Genomic DNA, 23,642 nt, shown 5'->3' on the forward strand with positions numbered 1-23,642 from the left:
CCGCGAGTCCCGGCGAGACTCCGAGCACAGCGAGAAGTCTCGTTACTGCGAGCGACGTGGAACGCTGAACGGAGCGCGAGTCACAGTTCGCGGGTCGCGTCGCTCCCCGCTCGCGTATTCGCGGGCTCACTGTGTTCGCCCGCGCTGCCCTCGCTGTCTCGCGGCTCGCTGCGCTCGCCGCTCGACGTCTCCGAGGGCTCCGTCGGCTCCGGCTCGGAGCCCTCGCTAGTCATCGGCCGTAGCCCCCTGCGCTGAGAGGTCGATTCCGGTCACCACGCTCCGGTTGTCCTCCTGCATCGTCACGCCGATGGCGCGCTCGGAGCGGTCGAGCATCGCCGACCGGTGGCTGACCACGACGAACTGCGCGTCCCCCGCGAGCTCGTCGACGAGCTCGCCGACGCGGTCGGCGTTCACCGCGTCGAGGAACGCGTCCACCTCGTCGAGCGCGTAGAACGGCGCGGGGTTGTGCCGCTGGATGCCGAAGATGAACGCCAGCGCGGTCAGGGACTTCTCCCCGCCGCTCATCGCGTCCAGCCGCTGGACGGGCTTGTCCGCGGGCTGGGCCTTCATCGTCAGCCCGCCCTCGAAGGGGTCCTCGGGGTTCTCCAGTTCGAGCTCGCCGGTCCCGGCGGAGAGCCGCGAGAAGATGCGCTGGAACTGCTCGTTGATGGCGTCGAAGGCGTCCATGAACGTCGACTTCTTCTGCTGGTCGTACTGGTCGATGCGCTCCTGGATGCCGTCCCGCTCCTCCACGAGCGTCGCGCGCTTGTCCTCGAGGTCGTCGAGGTCCGCCTCCACGTCGTCGTACTCCTCGATAGCCTTCATGTTCACCGGCTCGAGGGCCTCCATCTGGCGCTCGAGGCGCGCGACGTTCTCCTCGACCTCGTCGAGGTCCGGAATCTCCTCGGGGTCGTAGTCGCCGACCGCGTCCTCGAGGTCCTCGATCTCCTCGGTGAGCCGCGCCTCGGCCTTCCGCAGGCTCTCGAGGCGGTTCTCGACCTTCTCGACCTCGTTGGCCTTCTCGTCGCGGGCGGCCTTCGCCTCCTTCAGGTCCGCTTTGAGGTCCTCGCGGTCGCTCTTCAGGTCCGCGAGCTCCTCCTCGAGCTCCGCGACGGCCTCCTCCTTCTCCGCGAGGGTCTCCTGCTTGGCCTCGATCTCCGACTCGAGGTCCGCGATGCGCTCCTGCTGTTCGGCCTTCTCGTTCTGCGCGTCCTCGATGTCGTCGTGGAGGTCCTCGACGGCGTCCTCCGCGTACTCCTTCTCCAGCTGGAGGCTGTTCAGCTCGCCGTCGAGGTCGTCGACGCGCTCCTCCAGCTCCTCGATGTCCGCCTCGATGTCCTCCTTCTCCGCGGTGAGTTCGGGAATCTTCGAGTCCGCGAGCTCGCTCTCCAGCTCCTCGATGTCGGCTTCGAGGGCCGCGATCTCCTCTCGCTTCTCGGAGATGTCGGCCTCGATCTCCTGCATCTGCTCGTCGACGTCCTCGCGCTCGCCCTGTAGCTCCTCGATGCGGTCCTCCAGCTCGTCGATGCGCTCCTCGGCGTCCTCGCGCTCGCTCTCGGTCTGCTCGATGTCGTTCTGGAGGGACTGCACCTGCTCGCTGGCGTCCTGCCGGCGGTCGCGGGCGTCCTCCAGCCGGTCGTCGATCTCCCGGACGTCCTCGCGGATGTCCGCGCGCTCGTCCTCCAACCGCTGGATGCGCTCGGCGACGCGCTCGAGCTGCCCCTTCCCGGACTTCGAGAACGAGTACCGGGAGCCCGACCGCGACCCTCCGGTCATCGCGCCGGACTTCTCCACGAGCTCCCCGGAGAGCGTGACGAGCCGGTAGTCGCCCATCAGGTCGCGGGCGGTCTCCATGTTCTCCACGACGAGCGTGTCCCCGAGCACGTACGAGAACACGGGCGCGTACTGCTCGTCGAAGTCCACGAGGTTGTACGCGAAGTCCACCACGCCCGGCATGTCCGGCGTGCTCGGCAGCGACCGGTGGCGCATCTTCGTGATGGGGAGCATCGTCGCGCGGCCCGCGTTGCGCTGCTTGAGGTACTCGATGCAGCGCTGGCCGACGCCGTCGTCGTCCACCACGACGTTCGCCAGCCGGCCCCCGGCGGCCGTCTCGCAGGCGGTCGCGTACTGCTCGCCGACGCCGCCGAGCTGGCCGACGGTGCCGTGGACGCCCTCCACGTCGCTGTTCAGAATCGTCGTGACGGCCTTCCCGTACGAGGAGTCCCCGGACTGGTCGGCCTGCGCCTCGAGGCGCGCGTACTCCTCCTGGGCCGCGGAGAGGTCGTCCTCGACCTCCTCGAGGTCGTCCTGCCGCTCGCGCTTCTCCTGTTTGAGGTCCTCGACGACCTCCACGATCTGCTCGCGGTTCCGCTTCGCCTTCGCGAACTCGTCCTCTAAGTCCTCGAGGGTCGCGTCCAGCTCGGGGAGGCGCTCGCGGGCCTCCTCGAGGTCGGCCTTCGCCTCGTCGACGGCGTCCGAGCGGCGCTTGGCCTCGTCCAGCAGGCGGTCCTGCTCGCGCTGGAGGTCGTTGCGCTCGCTCTTCGCGTCCTCGAGCTGCTCTTTCTTCTCCGCGAGCTCGGCCTTCAGCTCGTCGAAGGCCGTGTCCACGGACTCGATTTCGGCCTCGACGTCCGCCAGTTCGGACTCCTTGCTCTGGATGTCCGCCTTCACGGAGGCCTTCTCGACTTTCAGGTCCTTGATGTCGTCCTCGAGGTCGTCGATCTGCTCCTGCTTGCGGTCGATCTCGACGAACGCCTGCCGGCGCTCGTTCTCCGCGGCCTCGATGCGCTCCTCGGCCGCCTCGACCTTGTCCTCGAGCCGCGAGATGTCGCCCTTGACCTTCTCTATCTCGCGTTTGATCTCCAGCTGCTCGTCCTCGCCCTTCCGCTCGATCTCCGCGTTCAGGTCCTCGAGGTCCTCCTCGAGGCGGAGCACGGTGCCGCGGCGCTCGTCGAGCTCCTCCTGCAGCTCCTCGAGTTCCTCTTCGCGGGCGGCGATGTCCGACCGGGTCGCCTCGAGATCCTCGCGCTTCTCCTCGAGCTCGGCGGCCTTCGCGTAGCTCTCGTACTCCTGTTTCTCGTCGCGGAGGCCCTGGTACTCGAGGGCGGTCTCGCGCTCGTCCTCGAGCTGCTCGAGGCGGTCGCGCTTCTCCTCGATGCGGAGGTCCGCCTCGTTGATGCGCTCCTCGACGACCTCGAGCTCCTCGTAGGCGTCCTCCTTCTTCGCGTCGAACTCCGCGACGCCCGCGATCTCGTCGACGATCTCGCGGCGCTCGCCCGGCGTCATGTTGATGATGCCGGTGACGTCGCCCTGCATCACGACGTTGTACCCCTCCGGGGCGACGCCCGCCTGCGCGAGCAGGTCGCGGATGTCCGAGAGGTTCACCGAGCGCCCGTTCAGGTAGTAGTACGAGTAGTAGTTGTCGTCCGTGCGCTTCACGCGGCGCTTGACCGTGATGGCGTCGACGTCGCCGACCTTCTCGGAGCCGGCGGCGGTCTCCACCTGCGCCCGCGAGAGCGTGCCGTCCTCGTTGTTCAGCACGACCTCGACGCTGGCCTCCTTCGGCCCGGCGGCCGCGTCGTCGCCCTCGTGGCTGGGGTTGTAGATGAGGTCCGTGAGCTTCTCCGCGCGCATCCCAGAGGTGCGCGCGAGCCCGAGCGCGAACAGCACCGCGTCGATGATGTTCGACTTCCCGGAGCCGTTCGGGCCGCTGATGGTCGTGAAGTCCTCGTAGAACGGGATGCGCGTCGTCCCGGCGAAGCTCTTGAAGTTCTGGAGGACGATTTCGTCGATGTACATGCTGGGGAGGGGAGCGGCCTACGCGACGATGATGTCGTCGAGGCCCGACTCCTCGTTGTCCTCTGAGTCGCCGTCCACGGGTTTAGTCGCTTCGCCTGCCTCGCTGTCGCCGTCCTCGTCGGGCTCGATGACGCCGCCCTCGCGGGACTCGCGGAGCTCCTCCGTGCTCGGCGTGCGGTCGAGTTCCGCCTCGAGCGTGCGGATGCGCTCGCTGGCGTCGACGAGCTCCTCGGTGAGCCCGCGGACGGTCGCTTCCAGCTCTTCGACCCGCTGTTCGAGCTCGTCGACGTCGGTGTCGTCAGTCATACCCTTTCGACGGGGCGCGAGACGGATAAGTATAGGTCGGACGCGCGTCAGACGCTCGGCGAGCCGGCGGCCGTGGCCCCTTCGTTAGCCCTAAGCGGGCGCCCCTCGAATCGTGGCGTAATGAGTACGCAGGCCGCCACGCGGGACCTCGCCGCGGTCATCGGGCTGGAGGTCCACGTGCAACTGGAGACGGACACCAAGATCTTCTGTGGGTGTTCGACCGACACGGGCGACGCGGAGCCGAACACGCACACGTGTCCGGTGTGCCTCGGGCTGCCGGGCGCGCTCCCCGTGCTGAACGAGGGCGCCGTCGAGGCCGCCGTGAAACTCGGGAAGGCCATCGACGCGGACATCCCCGAGCGCACCCGCTTCCACCGGAAGAACTACTTCTACCCCGACCTCCCGAAGGGGTTCCAGATCACGCAGTACGACGCCCCCATCTGTCAGGACGGCGAGCTCGCGGTCACCGTCGAGGACGAGCGCCGCGAAATCGGCATCGAGCGCGCGCACCTCGAGGAGGACCCGGGGAGCCTGCAGCACGTCGGCGGCAGCATCGACACGGCCGACTACACGCTCGTGGACTACAACCGCGCGGGCACGCCGCTGATGGAGATCGTCACCCGGCCGGACTTCCGGAGCGCCGACGAGGCGCGGGCGTTCCTCGCGAAGCTCACGGACGTCCTCGAGTACCTGGGCATCTTCGACGCGGAGCGGGACGGCAGCCTGCGCGTGGACGCGAACATCTCGATGGTCGACGCCGACGAACTCGAGGGCGGCATCGGCGACGAGGCCCTCGAGGCCGCGAACCGCACCGAGGTGAAGAACATCTCCAGCCACAAGGGCGCCGAGAAGGCGCTGTCCTACGAGATCACCCGGCAGCGCAACCAGATTCAGCGCGGCCGCGAGGTCGAACAGGAGACCCGCCACTGGGACGAGTCCCGGGGCATCACGGTGTCGATGCGGTCGAAGGAGGAGGAGAAGGACTACCGCTACTTCCGGGAGGCCGACATCCCGCCGCTGGAGGTCTCGGACTGGAAAGCGGAGATTCCGATTCCGGAGCTGCCGGACGCGCGCCGCGAGCGGTTCCGCGAGGAGTACGGCCTCGGCGCGGAGACCGCGTCGAAGCTCACGTCCCGGAAGTCGGTCGCGGACCTCTTCGAGGAGCTCGCCGAGGAGTACGACCCCGGGCTGGCGGCGACGTGGGTGGCGGACAACGTGCTCGGCGAACTGAACTACCGCGGGATGGCCGTCGACGACGTCACCGACCGCATCGACGAGGTCGAACGCCTCGTGGAGCTCGTCGCCGAGGACGAGATCACGGCGAAGAACGCCGAGGAGGTCGTGCTCCGGGAGATGCTCGACGAGGGCCGCGCGCCCGACGAGGTCGTGGAGGCGGCGGACCTCGGGAAGACGACGGGCGGCGAGGTCGAGGCCGCCGTCGCCGAGGCCATCGAGGAGAACCCGGACGCCGTCGAGGACTACCACGCCGGCGAGGGGGGCGCGCTGAACTTCCTCGTCGGGCAGGTGATGCAGAAGACCGGCGGGAGCGCCGACCCCGGGCAGGTGAACGAACTCCTGCGCGAGCAGCTGGAGTAGCGACGCGCGCTGTCGGCACCGATACTACTTTCACCCGTCTGGCGCGACGGCCGGTATGGCGTACGAACTCCGCGAGGAACTGCCGACGCCCGAGCGGTTCCGCGAACTGCGGGCCGCGGCGGGGGTGGCCCGCGTCGAAGGGGATGTTCTACCGCGCGTAGCTACGGCGCGGTGTCGAAGGCCTCGTGTTCGACGACGTAGAGGACGCCGATGGCGGCGAGCGTGAGGCCGCCGACGGCGACGAGCGCGGCGTACGCGTAGTCGGCGGTCCCGCCCTCGTCGAGCGTCGTGACGCCGGAGACGACCAGCGAGAGGCCGAGCGCGACGTTCCCGAGGCCGGCGAGCAGCGACCAGCGCACGCGGTCGGTCAGGCCGCCCGCGACGAACAGGGCGCCGGCGACCGCGAGCAGCGCCATCTGGAGGGCGAGCAGCGGCGCCGGCGGGAACGCGACGGAGACGGCGGCCGCGACGAACGCGACCAGCGCCGCGCCGAGCCACTGCGTGATCGTTCGACGGTTCACGGTCGGCGTTCGGTCCGCCGGCCGGTTAGTCGTTGCGCGTGCTCGCGCGCCGTGCGAGTGCGCAGCCGCGAGCGCGCCTTGACCCGCCGCCCGCTTGCGGTTCTCGGTCCCGAAATCTTTACCCGCGGTAGCGGCGTAGCCGTCTCCAAGACCACCCCGGCGGGTGGAGGTACACCGTGGAACTCATCGTCACAGAGAAGAACAACGCCGCGCGACGCATCGCCGACATCCTCTCGGAGGGGGGAGCGACCACCGACACGACCGCGGGCGTCAACGTCTACGAGTGGGGGGGCCGCCGCTGCATCGGCCTCTCCGGCCACGTCGTCGGCGTCGACTTCCCGCCCGAGTACAGCGACTGGCGGGACGTCGAGCCCGCGGAGCTCGTCCACGCCGACGTCGTGAAGGAGCCCACGCAGGAGGACATCGTGAACGCGCTCCAGCGGCTCGCCCGCGAGGCCGACAGCGTCGTCATCGCGACGGACTACGACCGCGAGGGCGAACTCATCGGGAAGGAGGCCTACGAGCTCGTCCGCGAGGTCAACGAGGAGGCGCCCATCCAGCGCGTGCGCTTCTCCTCGATCACCGACAACGAGGTGAAGTCCGCGTTCGCGGACCCCGACGACGTGGACTTCGACCTCGCGGCGGCCGGCGAGGCGCGCCAGATCATCGACCTCGTGTGGGGCGCCGCGCTCACGCGGTTCCTCTCGCTGTCCGCCCGGCAGATGGGCGAGGACTTCATCTCCGTGGGCCGCGTGCAGTCGCCGACCCTGAAGCTCATCGTGGACAAGGAGCGGGAGATCGAGGCGTTCGAGCCCGACGACTACTGGGAGCTGTTCGCGGACCTCGCCAGGGACGACACCACCTTCGAGGCCCAGTACTTCTACGAGGGCGAGGACGGCACCGAGCAGGAGCGCGTCTGGGACGAGGACGCCGCCGAGCGCGCGTTCTCGGTGCTCCGGGAGGCCAGTGCAGCCGTCGTCGAGTCGGTCTCGCGGCGGACGCGCAGCGACGACCCGCCGGCGCCGTTCAACACCACGCAGTTCATCCGCGCGGCGGGCTCGCTGGGGTACTCCGCGGGCCGCGCGATGAGCATCGCCGAGGACCTCTACACCGCGGGGTACATCACGTACCCGCGGACGGACAACACCGTCTACCCCGAGGACCTCGACGAGCGCGACCTGCTCGGCGAGTTCGAGCAGACGGTCTTCGGCGACGACGCCGAGATGCTGCTCGAAGCCGACGACCTCTCGCCGACCGAGGGCGACGAGGAGACCACCGACCACCCGCCGATTCACCCGACGCCGGACTTCCCGGACCGGAACAAGCTCTCCGAGGACGAGTGGGAGATCTACGAGCTCGTGGTGCGGCGGTTCTTCGCGACGGTCGCCGACCCCGCCGTGTGGGAGCACCTGCGGGTCGTCGCGGACGCCGACGGCGAGTCCCTGAAGGCCAACGGGAAGCGCCTCGTCGAGGAGGGCTACCACGCGGTCTACCCGTACTTCAACACGAGCGAGAACTACGTGCCGGACGTCGACGAGGGCGACCGCCTCGACCTCACCGACCCGCGGATGGAGGCCAAGGAGACCCAGCCGCCCCGCCGGTACGGCCAGAGCCGGCTCATCGAGACGATGGAGGACATGGGCATCGGGACGAAGTCCACGCGCCACAACACCATCGAGAAGCTCTACGACCGCGGCTACATCGAGGGCGACCCGCCGCGCCCGACGACGCTGGCGAAGGCGGTCGTCGAGGCCGCCGAGGAGTACGCGGACCTCGTGGTCAGCGAGCAGATGACCAGCGAACTGGAGGGCGACATGACCGCCATCGCGGAGGGCGAGAAGAGCCTCGACGAGGTCACGCGGGAGTCCCGCGAGATTCTGGACCGCGTCTTCGACGAGCTCACCGAGTCCCGGGAGGAGATCGGCGACCACCTCCGGGACTCGCTGAAGGCAGACAAGACGCTCGGCGAGTGCCCCGAGTGCGGGGACACGCTGCTCGTCCGCCGCTCCCGGACGGGGTCGTACTTCGTGGGCTGCGACGGCTACCCCGAGTGCCGGTTCACGCTCCCGCTGCCCTCGACGGGCGAGCCGCTCGTCCTCGAGGAGACCTGCGAGGAGCACGGCCTCCACGAGGTGAAGATGCTCGCGGGCCGGGACACGTTCGTCCACGGCTGCCCGCTCTGCGCCGCCGAGGAGGCCGAGGAGAGCGAGGACCGCGTCATCGGCGCGTGTCCGGAGTGCGGCGAGGAGCACGGCGGCGAACTCGCCATCAAGCAGCTCCAGACCGGCAGCCGGCTGGTCGGCTGCACGCGGTACCCGGACTGCGACTACTCGCTCCCGCTGCCGCGCCGCGGCGACATCGAGGTCACCGACGCGTACTGCGACGAGCACGACCTCCCCGAGCTCGTCGTCCACGACGGCGACGACGAGCCGTGGGAGCTCGGCTGCCCCATCTGCAACTACGAGGAGTACCAGCAGCGCCAGCGCAAGCAGGGCGTCGAGGCGCTGGACGGCATCGGGCCCGCGACCGCGGAGAAACTCGAAGAAGCGGGCATCGAGGACGTCGGCGACCTCGCGAGCGCGGACGCCGACGAGGTCGCGGAGACGGTGTCGGGCGTGAGCGCGGAGAACGTCCGCGAGTGGCAGGCGCAGGCGGACTAGCCGTCAGGCGTCCCTGAAATCGCCGCTCCCGCAGGCCGGACAGTTCAGCCGCTGGCTGTCGTAGCGGGCCGCGCAGATGCCGCATTCGACTTCGTTCGGTGCGTCCTCGACGCGTCGCCGGAGCTCCTCCACTACGCTCATGTTACACGTTACCACACACCGAGGACGTAAATAGATTTTGGCGACCGTCGAGAACTCGACGGTAGATCGGTCGGTCTCCCCACTCCGATTCGAAGAATTGAACGTACGACTAACTCTGACTGAGGAGCGAGGTCGTTCGTTTTCCCCGGAGTGACGCTTTCGTCGGAGTCGGACGGTTCGCGGCGAAGCGGGTAAGTGGACGCCCGCGCAACTACTGTACGTGCGTCTCGACGACTACATCGAGGGACTCCAGCCCGACGAGGAGGTCCAGCGGCGCCAGCTCGCCGAGGAGAAGTCCTACGAGGTGCTGGACTACCTCGACGACGTCGAGTCCGGCTTCGAGTCCGCCGTGCAGGGGGACACGCTCGTCGGCGCGACCGCGCCGTCGGTGTTCGTCGGGCGGTCGTCGTACCCGAACGTCTCCGCGGGCATCCTCTCGCCGGTCGCGGGCGGCGCCGACCCCGAGGAGTACGCGACCAGCGGCGAGTGGTACCAGCAGGGCCTGGACATCGACAACGTCCTCCAGTACCGGACCGGCCTCCTGAACTCGCGGCGCTCCGCGAACGTCGACGTCCACGACGTCTGGGACGGCTTCGTCGGCACGCAGCGCGAGGTCGCGATGGCCGACCGGCCGGTGGACGTCGAAATCGGCCTCTCCGACGCGCCGGACTTCGACGCCAGCGAGTACACGAACCCCGCGGCGAACGCCCCATCCGGCCCGAACGCCAGCGCCGAGTCCGCGGCGCTCACGGAGAACCCCCACGTGCCGCGGTACGTCGAGAAGACCCTCGAGGACGACGACTGGGCGGCGGAGGGGGCGATGACGTACCTCTACCGGCGCGGCTTCGACTCTACGACATCAACCGCGTGCTCTCCGTGGGCGCGCTCGGACAGGCCGAACACCGCCGGCTCGTCCCGACGCGGTGGTCGATTACGGCCGTCGACGACACGGTCGGCCAGTTCCTCCGCGGGAAGATCCGTGACAACCCGAGCGTGAACCAAGTGACCGTCCACGTCAACGAGTACATGGGCAACCGCTACTGGGTGGTGCTGGCGCCCGGCTCGTGGGAGTACGAGCTCGTGGAGATGAAGGCGCCGGGCAGCATCTGGAACCCCGACCCCGCGGGCGACATCTGGATGGCCTCGGCGAGCGAGGGCTACGAGGGCCGCTCGGGGTACGTCGACGAGACCGCTGGCGCGTACTACGCGTCCCGGCTCGGCGTGCTCGAACACCTCGACAGCATCGGCCGGCAGGCGAAGGCGCTCGTGCTCCGCGAGGTCAGCGACGACTACTGGGCGCCCGTCGGCGTCTGGCAGGTCCGCGAGAGCGTCCGCGACGCCTTCGACTCCGAGCCCGGCGAGGCGGAGTCGTTCCACGGCGCCGTCCGCGAGGTCGTCGACCACCTCCCCGTCTCGCTGGGCGCGCTCCGCCGGAAGTCCAGCATGGTCGCGGGCGTCCAGAGCGACCTCTCGGAGTTCTCGTAGCGCGCAGACCGGCCGGCCGCTTAAGTCGCCGTCCGCCGAACAGTGCCGCCATGGTCCCCGCATTCGTCGGCGGTCTGCCCGGTGGCATGGAACTCGCGGTACTCTTCCTGATACTCGTCGTGTTCGCCGTCGTCGGGTTCGTCGTCGTCTCCCTCGGTCGGATGGCGTTCGGCCGGGGCGACGACCGGCGCGTCGAGGAGCTGGAGCGCCGCGTCGAGGAACTGGAGGCGGAACTCGCCGAGGAGCGCCGGGACGACGACGAGTGAACCCCCGGATTTTTCGCCGCGCGCGACGAACCACGGGGCATGGATTCGGTCTCCACTGACTCAGAGGCGCCGCCGGACTCGCCGCAGGGCTCGAAGCTCCGGGCCGTCGGCGTCGCGTTCGGCGTCGCGCTGCTCGGCTTTCTGCTCGCCATTCCGGCGGGCCTCCTCGTCGCGACCGCGTACACGACCGTCACGGGCGACCAGATCGGCGCCGTGGCGAGCCTCGGCGTCTCGATGGTCTCCCTGCAGGGCATCGCGTTCCCCGCCGCGGCGTGGCTGTACGTCAAGCGCCGCGGCCTCTCGTGGGACTACGTCCCGTTCTCCGTCCCCGACCTCGGCGACCTCAAGTACGTCGTCGGCGCGTACGTCGCCGCGTTCGCCGCGCTGTACGCCATCAGCGCGCTGCTCGCGTTCACGTCCACCGAGGCCGCGACGAACACGGGCGCGACCACCGCGCTCGAACACCCGGAAATCATCCCGTTTTTGATTCCCCTCCAGTTGCTGCTCATCGGGCCGGGCGAGGAGCTCCTCTTCCGCGGCGTGATTCAGGGACGGCTCCGCGAGCGCTTCGACGCGTGGCCCGCCATCCTCATCGCGTCGCTGGCGTTCGCGCCCGCGCACATCCTCGCGCTCTCCGGCGGCCCGACGGCCGTGGTCGTCTCCATCAGCGTGCTGTTCGTGCCGAGCGTCCTGTTCGGCTACACCTACGAGAAGACCGGGAACATCGCCGTGCCCGCGCTCACGCACGGTCTCTACAACGCCACGCTGTTCACGCTGATGTACGTCGTCGTGACGTTCGCGCCGGGCTCCGCGAGCGAGGCGGCCGCGCTGCTGGCGCTCTAATCGGCGGTCTCGAGGTTCGCGAACGCCTCGTCGACGTACTCGCCGGTCTCCGCGACGATCTCGTCCCACGTCTCGTCGTCGGGCGCCATCCCCAGCAGGCGCGCGATGCGCATGATGGAGACGTGGTAGACGACCTGCTTCCCGGGTTCTTCCTGCCAGACGACGACGTTGCACGGGAACAGCGCGCCGATTCGGTTCCCGCTGGCGTCGAGCGCGCGGTCGGCCATCTCGGGGTTGCACGCGCCGAGCACGTAGTAGGGGTCGCGGTCCGCCTCGACCTTCTCGTTGAGTAGCTCCGAGGGCGAGAACTCCGCGGGAAACCCGAACCCGGCCGCCGCGAACGCCTCGCGGACGTGCTCGACGGCCTCCTCGTGGTCCATCGCCAGCACCGCGCGCTCCTCGCCGTACGCCTCGGGGTCGACTTCCGCGGGGTCGAATGGCAGCATACGCGACAGTCGGCGCGCCGCCAAAATAAAGCCCGGCGGGCCGGCAGTCCGCCGGCCGGCTACTCGCCCCACTCGAAGTCGGTGCGCCCGCCGTCGGTCGCCGCCGCGCCCGCCCGCTCGTCGCCCGTGTCGCCGGCCGCGACGGCCGCGTTCCCGCCCGCGTCCTCCGGCACGTCGAACTCGTCGAGGAGCGCCACGAGGTCCGCAGTGCGGTCCGCGAGGTCGCTCATCCGGTCGGCGACCTCGCCGGTCGCCTCGGTCTGCTCGGCGGCGCTGTCCGCGACCGTCTCCGCCTCCGCCGCGGTCTCCTCGCTGACGCTCGCCACCTCGTCGACCATCCCGACCGCGTCCGTCACCGCCTGCGCGCCCTGGTCGGTGGCCTCGGAAATCTCCTGCACGGAGTGGTTGACGTCGGCCACCTCGTCGACGATGGCCTCGAAGTCCCGGAGCACGCCCTCGGCGCGGTCGATCTTGCGCTCGACCTCCGCGTCGACCTCCGCGATGGCCGTCGAGGCGTCCTCGGCGCGCTGGGTGACGCTGTCCACGAGCTCGGAGATGTCCGCGGCCTGCTCGCGGGTCTCCGCCGCGAGGCTCTTCACCTCGTCGGCGACGACCGCGAACCCGTCGCCGTCCTCGCCGGTGCGCGCGGCCTCGATGGACGCGTTCAGCGCGAGCATGTTCGTCTCCTCCGCGACGTCCTCGATGAGCTCCGTGATGCCGTCGATGCGGTCGACCTCCGCCGCGAGCTCCTCGACGGTGTCCGCGACCGCCTGGCTCTGCTCGCGCAGGCCGCGCAGCGCCTCGATGGTGTCCTCGACCTCCGCCCGCCCGTCCTCGCCGCGGTCCGCGGCCGCCTGCGCCGTCTCCGCCACGTCGTCCGCGCTCGCCGCGATTTCCTCGACGGTCGCCGACACCGTGTCCATCTCCCCGGCGACGTCGTTCAGCTGCGTCGTCTGCTGGTTCGCGCCCGCCGCGATCTCGTCGACGCTCGCGCTCACCGCCGTGCTGTGCTCGGCGACCTCCTCGACGCGTTCCTCGGTCTCCGCGGCGACCTCGAGGACGTCCTCGGAGAACGACTGGATGTCCGCGACGGTGTCCCCCAGCGTCGTCAGGAGGTCGTTGAAGTCCTCGACGACCGCGCGGTGTTCGGCCGCCACGTCGAGGTCGTCGGGGTCGACGACCGCCGTGAGGTCGCCGCGGCGGGCGGCGTCGGTCGCGTCCGACAGCGCGTCGACGAGCCGTTCGAGTTGCTCGGACTGGCGCCGCAGCTCGGCCTGCTTGGCTTCCAGCTCCGCCGTGTGTGACTCGAGGCTGTCGGCCATCGCCGCGATGCTCGCGCCGAACTCGCCGGGCACGTCCTCGTCGAGCGCGGGGTCGTCGAACGCCTGTCGGGCGAGCGCGTCCGCCTGCCGGGACGCCACCGCGAGGTTCCCCTGCATCTCCTCGAAGGAGGCCACGAGGTTCGCGATCTCGTCGCGGCGGTCGCTGTCCGGCACGGCGACGTCCTCGAACTCCCCGGCGGCGATTTCGGAGGCGGCCGCGTCGAGGGCGACCAGCGGCTCCACGAAGTCCCGTTCGGCGACGAGGTACGTGTTGTAGAACGCGACCACGGACAGCACCAGCATCGCGGCGACGCCAGCGACCTGCACGACGCCGGTCGCGAACAGCGCGAACGCGGCCATCGCGACCGCGCCGGCGAACTGCAGGCCGACCGCGGTCAGCATCTTCCGTTCGACCGACCCCTCGGCGCCGACCAGCGCGATCGACCGCCAGAGCAGCGACTCGTACGTCCCCCTGAGTGTCATGCCCGCGGCTTCGCGGGACGGTTAAAAGGCGGCGTCGGCGATTCCCAGAATCTCGGAGCCGGTCACTCGGTCGGCACGGGCCCGGTACCCGCGACCTCCCGGACGGCGTCCTCGAACTCGCGGCGCGTCTCGAAGTACGTCACGTCGACGTCCTCGAGCAGCGCCTCGAGCTTCTGCGGGCCGTCGGGCGTCCGCACGACCGCGTCGCCCTCCTTCCTGGCGACCTCGCTCTTCTGCTGGGCCCACGTCAGCCGGGACGCCACGCGCGCCAGCGGCGCGCCTTCGACCGGCTCGCCCTCGCCGAGTTCGACGGCGGGTTCCTCGTCTTCGTCGGTCTCGTCAGCCATACGCCGCGATTCGAGGGGGCGCCGATTCAACCTTTCGGAGCGTGGCCGACCGACGGGAGGCCACGTTAATGCGAACGCGGAGCGCAGCGATGCGTGCAGCGTGGTCGGTCGCGGAACCGAGACTGAGCCAGCGGCGCGGTCGAACGTCTGACGTACTGTTTTTACCCTCCGCGTCTAACGGGGACGCATGACCAGCCTCGGGGAGACCTACGACCGGCGCGCGGGCGAGGCCAGCCAGCGGCGCGTCTACCTCGGCACCGGCCTGTTCGCCGCGGGCGCGCTGCTCGTCGTCGTCGGGATTCTCGCCGGCGCGACGGGGCTCCTCATCAACAACGGCTTCGGGCAGTACGAGAGCCGGGAGATCGCGGTCATCCTCGCGGGGCTGGGCGTCCCGTCGGTGCTCGTCGGCATCTTCACGGTGCTCCCGGCGAACCGCCTGCAGCGCGCGGCGGCCGCCGTGGGCGCTGGGCTGTCCGTGCTCGGCGTGACGCTGTTCCGCACGACGTACCCGTACCTCTACGTGCCCGGGTCGGGCGGCGTCCCGACGACGGGGACGCTGGCGTTCATCCTCGTCTACGCCGCGGGCATCATCACGACGATGTGGTGTCTGTTCACCGCGGTGGCGACGTTCAAGACGCGCAACGACCCCGGCGGGACGGTGACGCTCACCGTCACGAAGGACGGCGAGACGCACACGGTCGAAGTGCCCGCGGACGACGTCGAGAGCGCCCGCGAGAAGCTCGCGTCCGGGAGCTTCGGCGGCGTCGGCGTCTTCGGCGGCGTCGAGGACCCCGACGAGCGCACTCGCGCGAACGCCTCCGAGCCGAAGCCGTCGTCCCAGTCGACGCGCGGGTCCCCGTCGGTCTCCGACGGCGGCGCGGCGGCCGACGACATCTCCTCGCCGCTGGACGACGCCGGCGACTCCCCGCCCTCGGCGGGCGGGCCGACGCCGGACAAGTACTGCGGGAACTGCACGCACTTCGAGTACGTCGGCGACGACGGCATGCAGCCGTACTGCGGGCTCTACGAGGAGGAGATGGACGACATGGAGGCCTGCGAGTGGTGGGAGCGCAACGACCGGTAGCTACAGTTCTTCGAGCCGCGCTTCGACGCCCGCCCAGTGGCTGCCCTCCCAGAAGTACTGCCCGCAGTCCTCGCAGCGCCAGACGGGCGCGGCGTCGTCCGGGACGTAGGTCGGGAACTCGCCGATCGCTTCCTCGAGGACGCCGTTGCAGGCCCCGCAGCGCTCGCCCGGCGCGGGCGTCAGGTCCACGCCGGCGTCGGCCAGTTCGCGGAGCTGGTCGTCGACGTCCTTCGACTCGAGGAGGACGCTCTCCAGCGCTCGCTCGGCGAGTTCGCGGTCCCGCGTGACGAGCACGCGGTCCTCGCGGGCGGCGAGGTCTCGGACCGCGTCGTCGTCCTCGACGCCGCGGTCGAGGCAGTACGCGGCGTCGTGGCCGCACATCCGCAGCAGCGTCGCGAGGCTCCCGAGCATCGCGTCCAGCAGCACGCGCATCAGTCGAGGAACTCGCGGACCCCGTCGGCGTCGCGGGCGTTCAGCACGTCGCCGGCTTCCGCCCAGCCGCGGCGGGCGGTGTGGACGCCGTACTCGACGTTCGCGTACTCGCTCGTGGAGTGGGCGTCCGTGTTCACGGCGACCGTCGCGCCCGCCTCCACGGCCGTCTGGACGACGCTCCCCCAGAGGTCGAGGCGGTGGGGGTTGCTGTTCACCTCGAGCGCGGTGCCGGCGTCGGCGGCCGCCTCGGCGAGCGCCCCGGGGTCGAACTCCATCGCCGGGCGGTCGTTGATGAGCCGGCCCGACGGGTGGCCGAGCACGTCGACGTGCGGGTGTTCGACCGCCGCAATCAGGCGCTCGGTCTGGTCGCCGCCGTCGTCGCCGAGGCCGCTGTGCGGGCTCGCGACCACGACGTCGAGGTCCGCGAGCACGTCGTCGCTCACGTCGCCGACGTTCCCGTCGGCGTCCACGTTCGCTTCGACGCCGTGGAACACGTCGATTGCGGCGTCCTCGCGGACTGCCGCGACTTCCTCGGCCTGCTCGCGGAGGTCGTCGTCCGAGAGGCCGCTGTCCCCGAACACGCCCGGGCCCTCGGCGTGGTCGGTGACGGCGACGTAGTCGTGGCCGAACTCCGCCGCGCCCGCGACCATCTCCTCGACGGCGAGGTCGCCGTCAGACCACTCCGTGTGCGCGTGCAGGTCCCCGCGCACGTCGTCGTCCGCGAGGAGGTCCGGGAGGTCGCCCGCAGCCGCGGCCTCGACCTCGCCGCGGTCCTCGCGCAGCTCCGGCGGAATCCACGGCAGGCCGAGCGCGTCGTAGACGTCCTCCTCGGTCTCGCTGGCGAGGCGCTCGCCGACGCGCTGGCCGGCGTCCGGGTCGTCGACCTCGGAGACGTCGAAGACGCCGTACTCGTTGACCTTCTTCGCCTGGTCGATGGCGTGGTTGCGCACCGTGACGTTGTGGTCCTTGCTGCCCGTGAAGTACTGCAGCGCCGCCCCGAACTCCTCGTCGACGACCACGCGGATGTCCACCCGGAGCCGGTTCGCCCGCACGCTCGTCTTCGTCGGCCCCAAATCGAGGGTCTCGTCCGCGCGGTCCCACGCCGTCAGCGCCTCCCCGACGGCCTCGCCGGCGTCGCTGGCGACGAGCACGTCCACGTCGCCAATGGTCTCGCGCCACCGCCGCGTCGACCCCGCGACCTCCACGCGGTCGACTTCGTCGAGGTCCGCGAGGAACGCCCGCACGTCCTCCGCGATTGGCCGGCCGTCCCCGAGCAGTTCGCGCTCCTGTGCCTGCCGCGCGAACCCCACGTGGTCGAGGATGTTCTGCTCGGTCTTCGGCCCGAACCCCTCCACGTCCTGAATCTCGCCGCCCTCCGCGGCCGCTTCGAGGTCGTCTAGGGTCTGCACGCCGAGCGCGTCGTAGAGCTTCCTGACGGTCTTCGGCCCCACGCCCTCCACCGCGGTCAACTCCTCGATGTCCACGGGGAGCTTCTCGCGTTCCGCCTCCAGCTCCTCGATTTCGCCGGTCTCGACGTACTCCACGACCTTCGACGCGATGGCCTCCCCCACCCCGTCGATTCGCTGGACGGCGTCCGCGCCCTCCGCCGCGAGGTCCTCGACTGCCTCGGGGTAGTCCCGGACGTTCGACGCCGCGCGCCGGTACGTGTTCGGCTTGTAATCGACGCCCTGCGCCTCCAGCAGGTCCGCGTACTCCTCGAGCACGCCCGCGACCTCGTTGTTCCGGCTCATCGCCGAATCCCCTCCTCGTCGTCGTGGCCCAGCGCCTCCTTCAGGAACGAGAACCACCGCTTCTTGTCAGCGCGCTCGTTCGCCTCGATCTCCGCCTCCAGGCTCGTCGTCCCCAGCGACTCGAGGGCGTTCAACGCCCGGTCGATGCCCACGATGGCGTCCACGAGCTCTTCGCCCTCCTCGCGCGTGATGTCGCCGTCCTCGAGGCGCTCCCGGCGTTCCATCCGCTCCCGCCGCAGCAGCTTCTTCGCCTCCTCGACGTCCTCGCGGCGGTCGGCCGGCACCCGGTCGATGGCCTTCACCTCGAAGACGAACTCCCGTAGCTCCAGCTCCTCGCCCTGTACGTCCAGCGTCTCCGGGATGGACGCCCCCACCGTCGCCGCCTCCCGGTCGACGCGCTCGAGGAGCTGCTTCCGCTCGAACTCGCGCATACGCCTCGTACCGTCGGCTCCCGCAAAAGCCCCCCGGCTACTTCCACCCGCGCTCGAACGTATATTAGATGGCTCTGGGTTAGTTGCGACGCAGACGTAGAAAGCCCCGAGACTGTAGACTCGGGGGGCTCTCACGGGTCGCTTTGCTCCCCGTTCGAGCGGTCCGAGGTCTCCCATCGGTCGACCTCGCGCTCGCTGCGCTCCTCGGTCGGCCTGCGGTGCTTGCGTCGCGCGCCTTCGTCTACTGGGCGGCCGGCTCTGCCGACCGCCTCATACCGTGGCGGCTTCGCCGCCACGCGAGTCTCCTCTCTTCCAGTCCCACCCGTTGCCGGTTGGACAGCCGGTAGTGGGTGGGATTGAAAGCCCCGGCGGGCTCGCTGCCTGCGGCTCGCTGCGTGCTTCCCTCACTCGCTTCGCTCGTTCGGTCCAGTGCTTTCGTCGCCTCGGCTAGCGAGCCCGCCGGGGCTTTCGAGGTGTCGCATACAACGAAGTGTCGTAGCTAGCAGAACCGTCGCAGACGACGAAGCCGTCGCAGGTGCCGGAGCCGTCACCCGACAAACAATCCGCACTGCGACGCCCGAAACGAGCCGTACGGAGACACGAGACCCAAAACGATAACCACGCGCCCACCCAATCGCCGGTAATGGCGACGTGTGACCGGTGTGGCGAGCAGGAGTCGATGCCGTACCAGTGTCGGCTCTGCGGCGGGACGTTCTGCTCGAAACACAGGCTCCCGGAGAACCACGACTGTCCGGGCCTCGACGAGTGGAACGACCCGGGCGGCGTCTTCGACAGCGGGTTCGACGACAGCGTGAACCAGACCCGGGACAGCGGCGGGCTCGCGGCGAAGGTGCCCGTGGACACGGGGCCGGGCGGCGTGCTCGGCTACTTCCGCGGGAACGTCTCGTTCGCGCTGCTGGCGCTGATGTGGTTCACGTTCGTGGTGCAGTACGCGGTCGCGCCACAGTTACTCGACATCCCCGTCCAGTCCCAACAGTGGTTCGACATCTTCACGGTGAACACGACGCATCCCGAGTATGTTTGGACGTGGGTGACGTCGGTGTTCTCCCACGGCGGCTTCGGCCACATCGTGCTGAACAGCATCGTGCTGTACTTCTTCGGCCCCGTCGTGGAGAAGCGCATCGGCTCCGCGAAGTTCGTGGGGCTGTTCGTGGCCGCCGGCGCGCTCGCGGGGCTCGCCCAAGTGGGCGCGACGCTGGTGGCGAACCCGGAGGTGCTCGGCCAGCAGCTCGGGGCCACGCCGAACGGCTCCGCGGTGCTCGGCGCGAGCGGTGCCATCGCGGCGCTGATGGGCGTGCTCACGGTGCTGAACCCGAACCTCCGCATCTACCTCTACTTCGTCATCCCGATGCCGCTGTGGCTGGCGACGCTGCTGTTCGCGGGGTACTCCATCTTCGTGTCGACGGTCGGCGGCGGCATCGGCGCGGGCGGCGTCGCGCAGTTCGCGCACCTCGCCGGGCTCGGCATCGGCCTGCTGTACGGCCTGAAGCTCAAGCGCGAGGGCGAGCGCGCGCCGAACCAGCTCCAGTTCGGCGGCGGTCCCGGCGGCCCGGGCGGTCCCGGTGGCCCCGGCCGGCGGCGTCCCTGACATGGAGGTCGTCCGCCCCGGATTCCTCCCGGACCCCGACCGCACCCGGGAGGAGATGGAGGCCCTCCAGCGCGACATCGCGGCGGCCGCGTCCTTCGATGACGGCTTCGGCTTCGACGTCGCGGCCCTCGAACTCGCGGAATCCCCGACGGACGCGCCGACGGCGCCGGAGAGCGTCGGCGAGCAGGTGACGCTCGCGGACGGCGACGCGCCCGTGGTCGTGGGCGTCGACCAGGCGTTCGTCGGCGACGACTACTCCGTGAGCGCGGCGGTCGCGATTCGGGACGGTCGCGTCGTCGAGCGCGCGGCGGGCCGCGCGGCACTCGAACTCCCGTACATCCCGGGGTTGCTGGCGTTCCGCGAGGGCGACGCCATCGTGGACGCCCTCGAGTCCCTCTCGGTCGAGCCGGACGTGCTCGTCCTCGACGGGAGCGGGCGCATCCACTTCCGGCAGGCCGGCATCGCGACGCACGTCGGCGTCCTCTTCGACGTGCCAGCCGTCGGCGTCGCGAAGAACCTCCTCTGCGGGCGGCCCCGCGAGTCGCTGGACGACCCGCTGCCGGAGGGCGCGCGGGTCGCCATCGAGGCTGACGACTCGATGGACGCGCCCGACGGCACCGTCGTCGGGTACGCCTACCAGTCCCGGCAGTACCCGAACCCCGAGCAGCGTCACGTCAACCCCCTCGTCGTGAGCCCGGGCCACCGCGTGAGCGCCGAGACCGCCGTCGACGTCGTCGAGGCGACCTGCACGGGGTACAAGCTCCCGGCGCCGACGCGGCTCGCCGACCAGTACGCCGACGACCTGAAGGGCGACTGACCGGCGACCTGGTTCTCGCGGCCAGCGAGCGCGCGTGAGGCGTATCAGTCTCCAGTGACACGACCCGGGTATGCAGCGACGGCCCTCCCGCCGTTCCGTGCTCGCCAGCGCGGGGCGCTGGCGCTCGCCGGCCTCGCCGGCTGCACGGGCGGCGACGCCGAGTCCGACCCGACCGCCGAGCCGACCGCGACGGCGACCAGCGACCCGTCCGTCGACTGGAGCGAGGTCGCCGAGTTCCGCACGTGGCTCACCGAGTACAGCACGCTCCCGTCGAGCAACGCGCGCTTCGACTACCAGCAGGTGAACCTCGACCAGGTCGTCGGCGTCGGTCGCACGTCGGTCTTCGACGTCGCTCCCGAGGACGCCGACGGCGCGCTCGTCCAGTCGGCGAACGTCGTCGTGCTCGGGGACTTCGACCGCGAGTCGCTCGTCGCGGACCTCGAGGCGTCCGAGGACCACGAGGTGACCGGCGAGTACGAGGGGTACGCGACCGCCGAAGCCGCCGAGACGGCGACCGAGTACGCGGTCGGCGGCGACGCGGTCCTCGCGGGCTCCGAACTCGCCGTGTGGATCGACACGCACCTCGGCGAGCGCGAGCGCCTCGAGGAAGCCGACCCCGTGTTCACGCGCATCTTCGAGCGGCTCCCGGACCGCGGGCTCGTGACCGGCCAGTACGGCCCGCCGGCGGGCGGCGAGATCGACGCCGAGGCGATCGAGGCGTGGGGGCACTCGATGCCGTCGCTGGCCGCCGGCGAGGGCACGTGGGTGTACGCCCTCGAACCCGACACCGGCGAGGCCGCCGTCGACGAGCTCGCGGCGGAACTCGGCGAGAGCGCGTTCGTCACCGAGGTAACCGAACGCGGCGTCGACGGCCGGTTCGTCGCGTTCACCGCGGAGACCCGGTCGCTGGACTGACCGGACGACTCGACCCTTTAACTGCGGGGGCCACGACCACTCCGGCATGGAGAAGGTCGCACTCGTTACGGGGTGTTCGTCGGGCATCGGCGCGGCGACCGCCCGGTCGCTGCTCGACGAGGAGTGGACGGTCGTCGCCACCGCGCGGGACACCGACGACCTCGCGGCGCTCGCGGAGGCGGGCTGCGAGACCGCGGAACTCGACGTCACGAAGCCCGCGCAGTGCCGGAACGTCGTCGACGACGTCGTCGACGAGCACGGGCGGCTGGACTGTCTGGTGAACAACGCCGGCTACGCCCAGCTCGGCCCGCTGGAGGACGTCCCCACGCGGGAGCTTCACCGGCAGTTCGACGTGAACGTCTACGGCCCGCACCGCCTGATTCGCGCCGCGCTCCCGCACATGCGCGAGCGCGAGGACGGCACCATCGTCAACGTCTCCAGCGTCGCCGGGCGCGTGGCGACCCCGGGGATGGGCGCGTACAACGGCTCGAAGTTCGCGCTCGAGGGGATGAGCGACGCGCTCCGCGCGGAGGTCGAGCCCTACGACGTCGACGTCGCGCTCGTCGAACCCGGCCCCGTGGACACGTCGTTCCAGGACCGCGCCGAGGAAGAGATTCAGGGGCTGGACCGCAGCGGCGCCTACGAGTCGCTGTACTCGTTCTTCGAGGACGCCAGCGCCGTCAACGGCGTCGGCGCGGTCCCGCCCGAGGCGGTCGCCGAGGTCGTCACGGAGGCGGCGGTCAGCCCCGACCCGGCGGCGCGGTACCCGGTCGGGACGGCGGGCCGGCTCGGTGTGCTCTCGCGGTTCCTCCCGGACGGCGTCCGGGACGGACTGTACCGGGTCGCGGGGTCGCTGTCGTCGAAGAACCCCTTCGGCGACTAGCGGCCGGGCGCGCTCACCCCAATCGGAACCGTCTTGTCCGCGTGGCCCCGCGTCAGAACCATCCCGATGATACGGAACCGGTCGGAACTGACGACCACCGACGGCCGGGAGACCGCGCTCGCGTGCGTCGAAGCGGGCGTCCGGGCCGCTCACCCGCGGTCGGTCGTCCGCGAGACCGTCACTCGTTCTGGAGACGCGCTCTCCGTCCTCGACGCCGAGTACGACCTGACCGAGTACGACGAGGTCGTCGTCGTCGGTGGCGGGAACGCCGCCGGGCACGTCGCTGCCGCCCTCGAGGACGTCCTCGGCGACCGACTCGACCGCGGCGCCGTCGTCACCGACGACCCGACCTCGACCGAGCGCGTCGAGGTCCTGCCGGGCGACCACCCGGTGCCGAGCGAGCGCGGCGTCGAGGGCGCCAGAGCCGTCCTCGACGTCGCCGAGTCCGCGACGGCGGACACGCTCGTGCTGGCGGTGATAACCGGCGGCGGGAGCGCACTCCTCCCGGCGCCCGCCGGCGACGTCACGCTCGCGGACCTCCAGGCGACGACCGACGAACTGCTCGCCTGCGGCGCGGACATCCACGAGATAAACGCCGTCCGGAAGCACCTCTCCGCGCTGAAGGGCGGCCAGCTCGCCCGCGCCGCCGCACCCGCGACGGTGGTGGGGCTGCTGTTGAGCGACGTGAACGGCGACGACCGGAGCGTCATCGGGAGCGGGCCGACCGCCCCGGACGAGTCGACGTTCGCGGACGCCGTCTCGGTCCTCGAGGCCTACGACGTGACGGTCCCCGAGCGCGTGGCGGTTCGACTCCGCCGGGGCGCCGACGGGAACGCCGAAGCGGTCGACGGCTCCGACGCGCCGGCAGCGACGGCGGGCGACGCTTCCGTCGTGGAGACGCCGACGCGTGACGACCCGGTCTTCGACCGCGTCACCAACCACGTCCTGGCGAACGGGTTCACCGCGCTCGACGCCGCCCGCGAGGCCGCAGCCGAGCGGGGGTACGAGACGATGCTCCTCTCCTCGAGCGTCCGCGGGGAGGCCCGCGAGGCCGCGAAGACCCACGTCGCGGTCGCCGAGGAGGTGCTCGCGACCGGGAACCCGCTGTCGGCGCCGGCGGTCGTCCTCTCGGGCGGCGAGACGACGGTGACCGTCAGCGGCGACGGCGAGGGCGGCCCGAACCAGGAGTTCGCCGCGAGCGCCGCCGTCGAACTCGACGCGGACGGCGTGACGCTGGCGGCCGTCGACACCGACGGCATCGACGGCGCCACGGACGCGGCGGGCGCCGTCGTCGACGCCGACACGGTCGAGGCGGGTGGTGCCGACGCGGCCCGCGCCGCGCTCGCCGAGAACGACGTCACGCCGTTCCTCGCGGAGCGGGACGCGCTGATTCGGACGGGCGCGACCGGACGAACGTCAACGACCTCCGCGTGCTCGTCGTCGAGAGCGAGGACTGACTGTCCGGTCGGCCACGCAGAGAACGGCTGCAGAGTGGTTCACGCGCCG

Annotated in this window: 20 protein-coding genes and 2 pseudogenes; 11 read left to right on the forward strand and 11 right to left on the reverse strand. The window is 70.7% G+C overall.

From position 1 onward, the window contains the following. Positions 1 to 80: 80 nt before the first annotated feature. Genes GJ634_RS06720 through GJ634_RS06730 form a run of 3 tightly spaced genes read right to left on the reverse strand, consistent with a single transcriptional unit; the run spans position 81 to position 4,104 of the window. The gene (locus GJ634_RS06720) at positions 81 to 233 is read right to left on the reverse strand and encodes a hypothetical protein (protein ID WP_157501502.1); all 153 of its coding nucleotides are present in this window, start codon (positions 231 to 233) and stop codon (positions 81 to 83) included. Next, positions 226 to 3,798 carry a chromosome segregation protein SMC gene (gene smc / locus GJ634_RS06725; protein ID WP_157501504.1) on the reverse strand — a complete coding sequence of 1,191 codons (3,573 nt, stop codon included), beginning with the start codon at positions 3,796 to 3,798 and terminating at the stop codon, positions 226 to 228. Before smc ends, GJ634_RS06720 begins: the two co-directional genes overlap by 8 nt. 18 nt (positions 3,799 to 3,816) lie before the next feature. Continuing rightward, positions 3,817 to 4,104, reverse strand: coding sequence for a hypothetical protein (locus GJ634_RS06730; protein WP_157501506.1), 288 nt, complete (start codon positions 4,102 to 4,104; stop codon positions 3,817 to 3,819). Between the two features lie 120 nt (positions 4,105 to 4,224). Here GJ634_RS06730 and gatB point away from each other — a divergent pair, with 120 nt between their 5' ends. Next, positions 4,225 to 5,700, forward strand: a complete 1,476-nt coding sequence (gatB, locus tag GJ634_RS06735) for an Asp-tRNA(Asn)/Glu-tRNA(Gln) amidotransferase subunit GatB (protein WP_157501508.1) — start codon at positions 4,225 to 4,227, stop codon at positions 5,698 to 5,700. A gap of 161 nt (positions 5,701 to 5,861) precedes the next feature. On the opposite strand, the gene GJ634_RS06740 is transcribed toward gatB, so the two are convergent. Further along, positions 5,862 to 6,221, reverse strand: a complete 360-nt coding sequence (locus GJ634_RS06740) for a hypothetical protein (RefSeq protein WP_157501510.1) — start codon at positions 6,219 to 6,221, stop codon at positions 5,862 to 5,864. 176 nt (positions 6,222 to 6,397) lie between these two features. Here GJ634_RS06740 and GJ634_RS06745 point away from each other — a divergent pair, with 176 nt between their 5' ends. Continuing rightward, the gene (locus GJ634_RS06745) at positions 6,398 to 8,881 is read left to right on the forward strand and encodes a DNA topoisomerase I (RefSeq protein ID WP_331714029.1); all 2,484 of its coding nucleotides are present in this window, start codon (positions 6,398 to 6,400) and stop codon (positions 8,879 to 8,881) included. A 3-nt stretch (positions 8,882 to 8,884) separates the two neighbouring features. Here GJ634_RS06745 and GJ634_RS06750 read toward each other — a convergent pair whose 3' ends face one another. Continuing rightward, positions 8,885 to 9,022, reverse strand: a complete 138-nt coding sequence (locus GJ634_RS06750; RefSeq protein WP_157501511.1) for a hypothetical protein — start codon at positions 9,020 to 9,022, stop codon at positions 8,885 to 8,887. Between the two features lie 220 nt (positions 9,023 to 9,242). Between GJ634_RS06750 and nreA the strand changes: the two are divergent. From nreA to GJ634_RS06765, 3 genes and pseudogenes are all read left to right on the forward strand, one after another. Then, positions 9,243 to 10,507, forward strand: a pseudogene (gene nreA / locus GJ634_RS06755) (DNA repair protein NreA). A 50-nt stretch (positions 10,508 to 10,557) separates the two neighbouring features. After that, positions 10,558 to 10,773 carry a hypothetical protein gene (locus tag GJ634_RS06760; RefSeq protein ID WP_157501513.1) on the forward strand — a complete coding sequence of 72 codons (216 nt, stop codon included), beginning with the start codon at positions 10,558 to 10,560 and terminating at the stop codon, positions 10,771 to 10,773. Between the two features lie 39 nt (positions 10,774 to 10,812). Further along, the gene (locus GJ634_RS06765) at positions 10,813 to 11,616 is read left to right on the forward strand and encodes a CPBP family intramembrane glutamic endopeptidase (RefSeq protein WP_157501515.1); all 804 of its coding nucleotides are present in this window, start codon (positions 10,813 to 10,815) and stop codon (positions 11,614 to 11,616) included. Here the strand turns inward: GJ634_RS06765 and GJ634_RS06770 are convergent. The 3 genes from GJ634_RS06770 to GJ634_RS06780 all read right to left on the reverse strand — a co-directional run bounded on the left by GJ634_RS06770 (position 11,613) and on the right by GJ634_RS06780 (position 14,214). Next, on the reverse strand, positions 11,613 to 12,062 hold the full coding sequence (locus GJ634_RS06770) for a DUF302 domain-containing protein (protein WP_157501517.1): 450 nt from the start codon (positions 12,060 to 12,062) through the stop codon (positions 11,613 to 11,615). The two genes, GJ634_RS06765 and GJ634_RS06770, sit on opposite strands and share 4 nt — an antisense overlap. 59 nt (positions 12,063 to 12,121) lie before the next feature. Then, positions 12,122 to 13,867 carry a methyl-accepting chemotaxis protein gene (locus GJ634_RS06775; protein WP_157501519.1) on the reverse strand — a complete coding sequence of 582 codons (1,746 nt, stop codon included), beginning with the start codon at positions 13,865 to 13,867 and terminating at the stop codon, positions 12,122 to 12,124. Between the two features lie 62 nt (positions 13,868 to 13,929). After that, a complete protein-coding gene (locus tag GJ634_RS06780) occupies positions 13,930 to 14,214 on the reverse strand; it encodes a DUF5789 family protein (RefSeq protein ID WP_157501520.1) in 285 nt (94 codons plus the stop codon). Positions 14,215 to 14,401: 187 nt separating this feature from the next. Here GJ634_RS06780 and GJ634_RS06785 point away from each other — a divergent pair, with 187 nt between their 5' ends. Then, positions 14,402 to 15,298, forward strand: coding sequence for a hypothetical protein (locus GJ634_RS06785; protein ID WP_157501522.1), 897 nt, complete (start codon positions 14,402 to 14,404; stop codon positions 15,296 to 15,298). Here GJ634_RS06785 and GJ634_RS06790 read toward each other — a convergent pair whose 3' ends face one another. From GJ634_RS06790 to GJ634_RS06800, 3 genes are read right to left on the reverse strand one after another with little or no spacing between them, the layout of a single operon-like run. Then, the gene (locus tag GJ634_RS06790) at positions 15,299 to 15,730 is read right to left on the reverse strand and encodes a Mut7-C RNAse domain-containing protein (protein ID WP_157501524.1); all 432 of its coding nucleotides are present in this window, start codon (positions 15,728 to 15,730) and stop codon (positions 15,299 to 15,301) included. Next, the gene (gene polX, locus GJ634_RS06795; protein ID WP_157501526.1) at positions 15,730 to 17,481 is read right to left on the reverse strand and encodes a DNA polymerase/3'-5' exonuclease PolX; all 1,752 of its coding nucleotides are present in this window, start codon (positions 17,479 to 17,481) and stop codon (positions 15,730 to 15,732) included. Before polX ends, GJ634_RS06790 begins: the two co-directional genes overlap by 1 nt. Continuing rightward, on the reverse strand, positions 17,478 to 17,912 hold the full coding sequence (locus GJ634_RS06800) for a DUF5788 family protein (protein ID WP_157501528.1): 435 nt from the start codon (positions 17,910 to 17,912) through the stop codon (positions 17,478 to 17,480). The genes polX and GJ634_RS06800 overlap by 4 nt, the downstream gene beginning before the upstream one ends. Positions 17,913 to 18,555: 643 nt before the next feature. Here GJ634_RS06800 and GJ634_RS06805 point away from each other — a divergent pair. From GJ634_RS06805 to GJ634_RS06825, 5 genes and pseudogenes are all read left to right on the forward strand, one after another. After that, positions 18,556 to 19,521, forward strand: coding sequence for a rhomboid family intramembrane serine protease (locus GJ634_RS06805; RefSeq protein WP_157501530.1), 966 nt, complete (start codon positions 18,556 to 18,558; stop codon positions 19,519 to 19,521). 1 nt (position 19,522) lies between these two features. Continuing rightward, on the forward strand, positions 19,523 to 20,338 hold the full coding sequence (locus GJ634_RS06810) for an endonuclease V (RefSeq protein WP_157501532.1): 816 nt from the start codon (positions 19,523 to 19,525) through the stop codon (positions 20,336 to 20,338). Between the two features lie 54 nt (positions 20,339 to 20,392). Then, a complete protein-coding gene (locus tag GJ634_RS06815; RefSeq protein ID WP_157501534.1) occupies positions 20,393 to 21,253 on the forward strand; it encodes a hypothetical protein in 861 nt (286 codons plus the stop codon). Between the two features lie 46 nt (positions 21,254 to 21,299). Next, the gene (locus GJ634_RS06820) at positions 21,300 to 22,136 is read left to right on the forward strand and encodes an SDR family oxidoreductase (RefSeq protein ID WP_157501537.1); all 837 of its coding nucleotides are present in this window, start codon (positions 21,300 to 21,302) and stop codon (positions 22,134 to 22,136) included. 66 nt (positions 22,137 to 22,202) lie between these two features. After that, a pseudogene (locus GJ634_RS06825) lies at positions 22,203 to 23,593 on the forward strand (glycerate kinase). Positions 23,594 to 23,642 lie beyond the last annotated feature (49 nt).

This window comes from Halobacterium sp. CBA1126, assembly GCF_009741975.1.
In the GTDB taxonomy this organism is placed as follows: domain Archaea; phylum Halobacteriota; class Halobacteria; order Halobacteriales; family Halobacteriaceae; genus Halobacterium.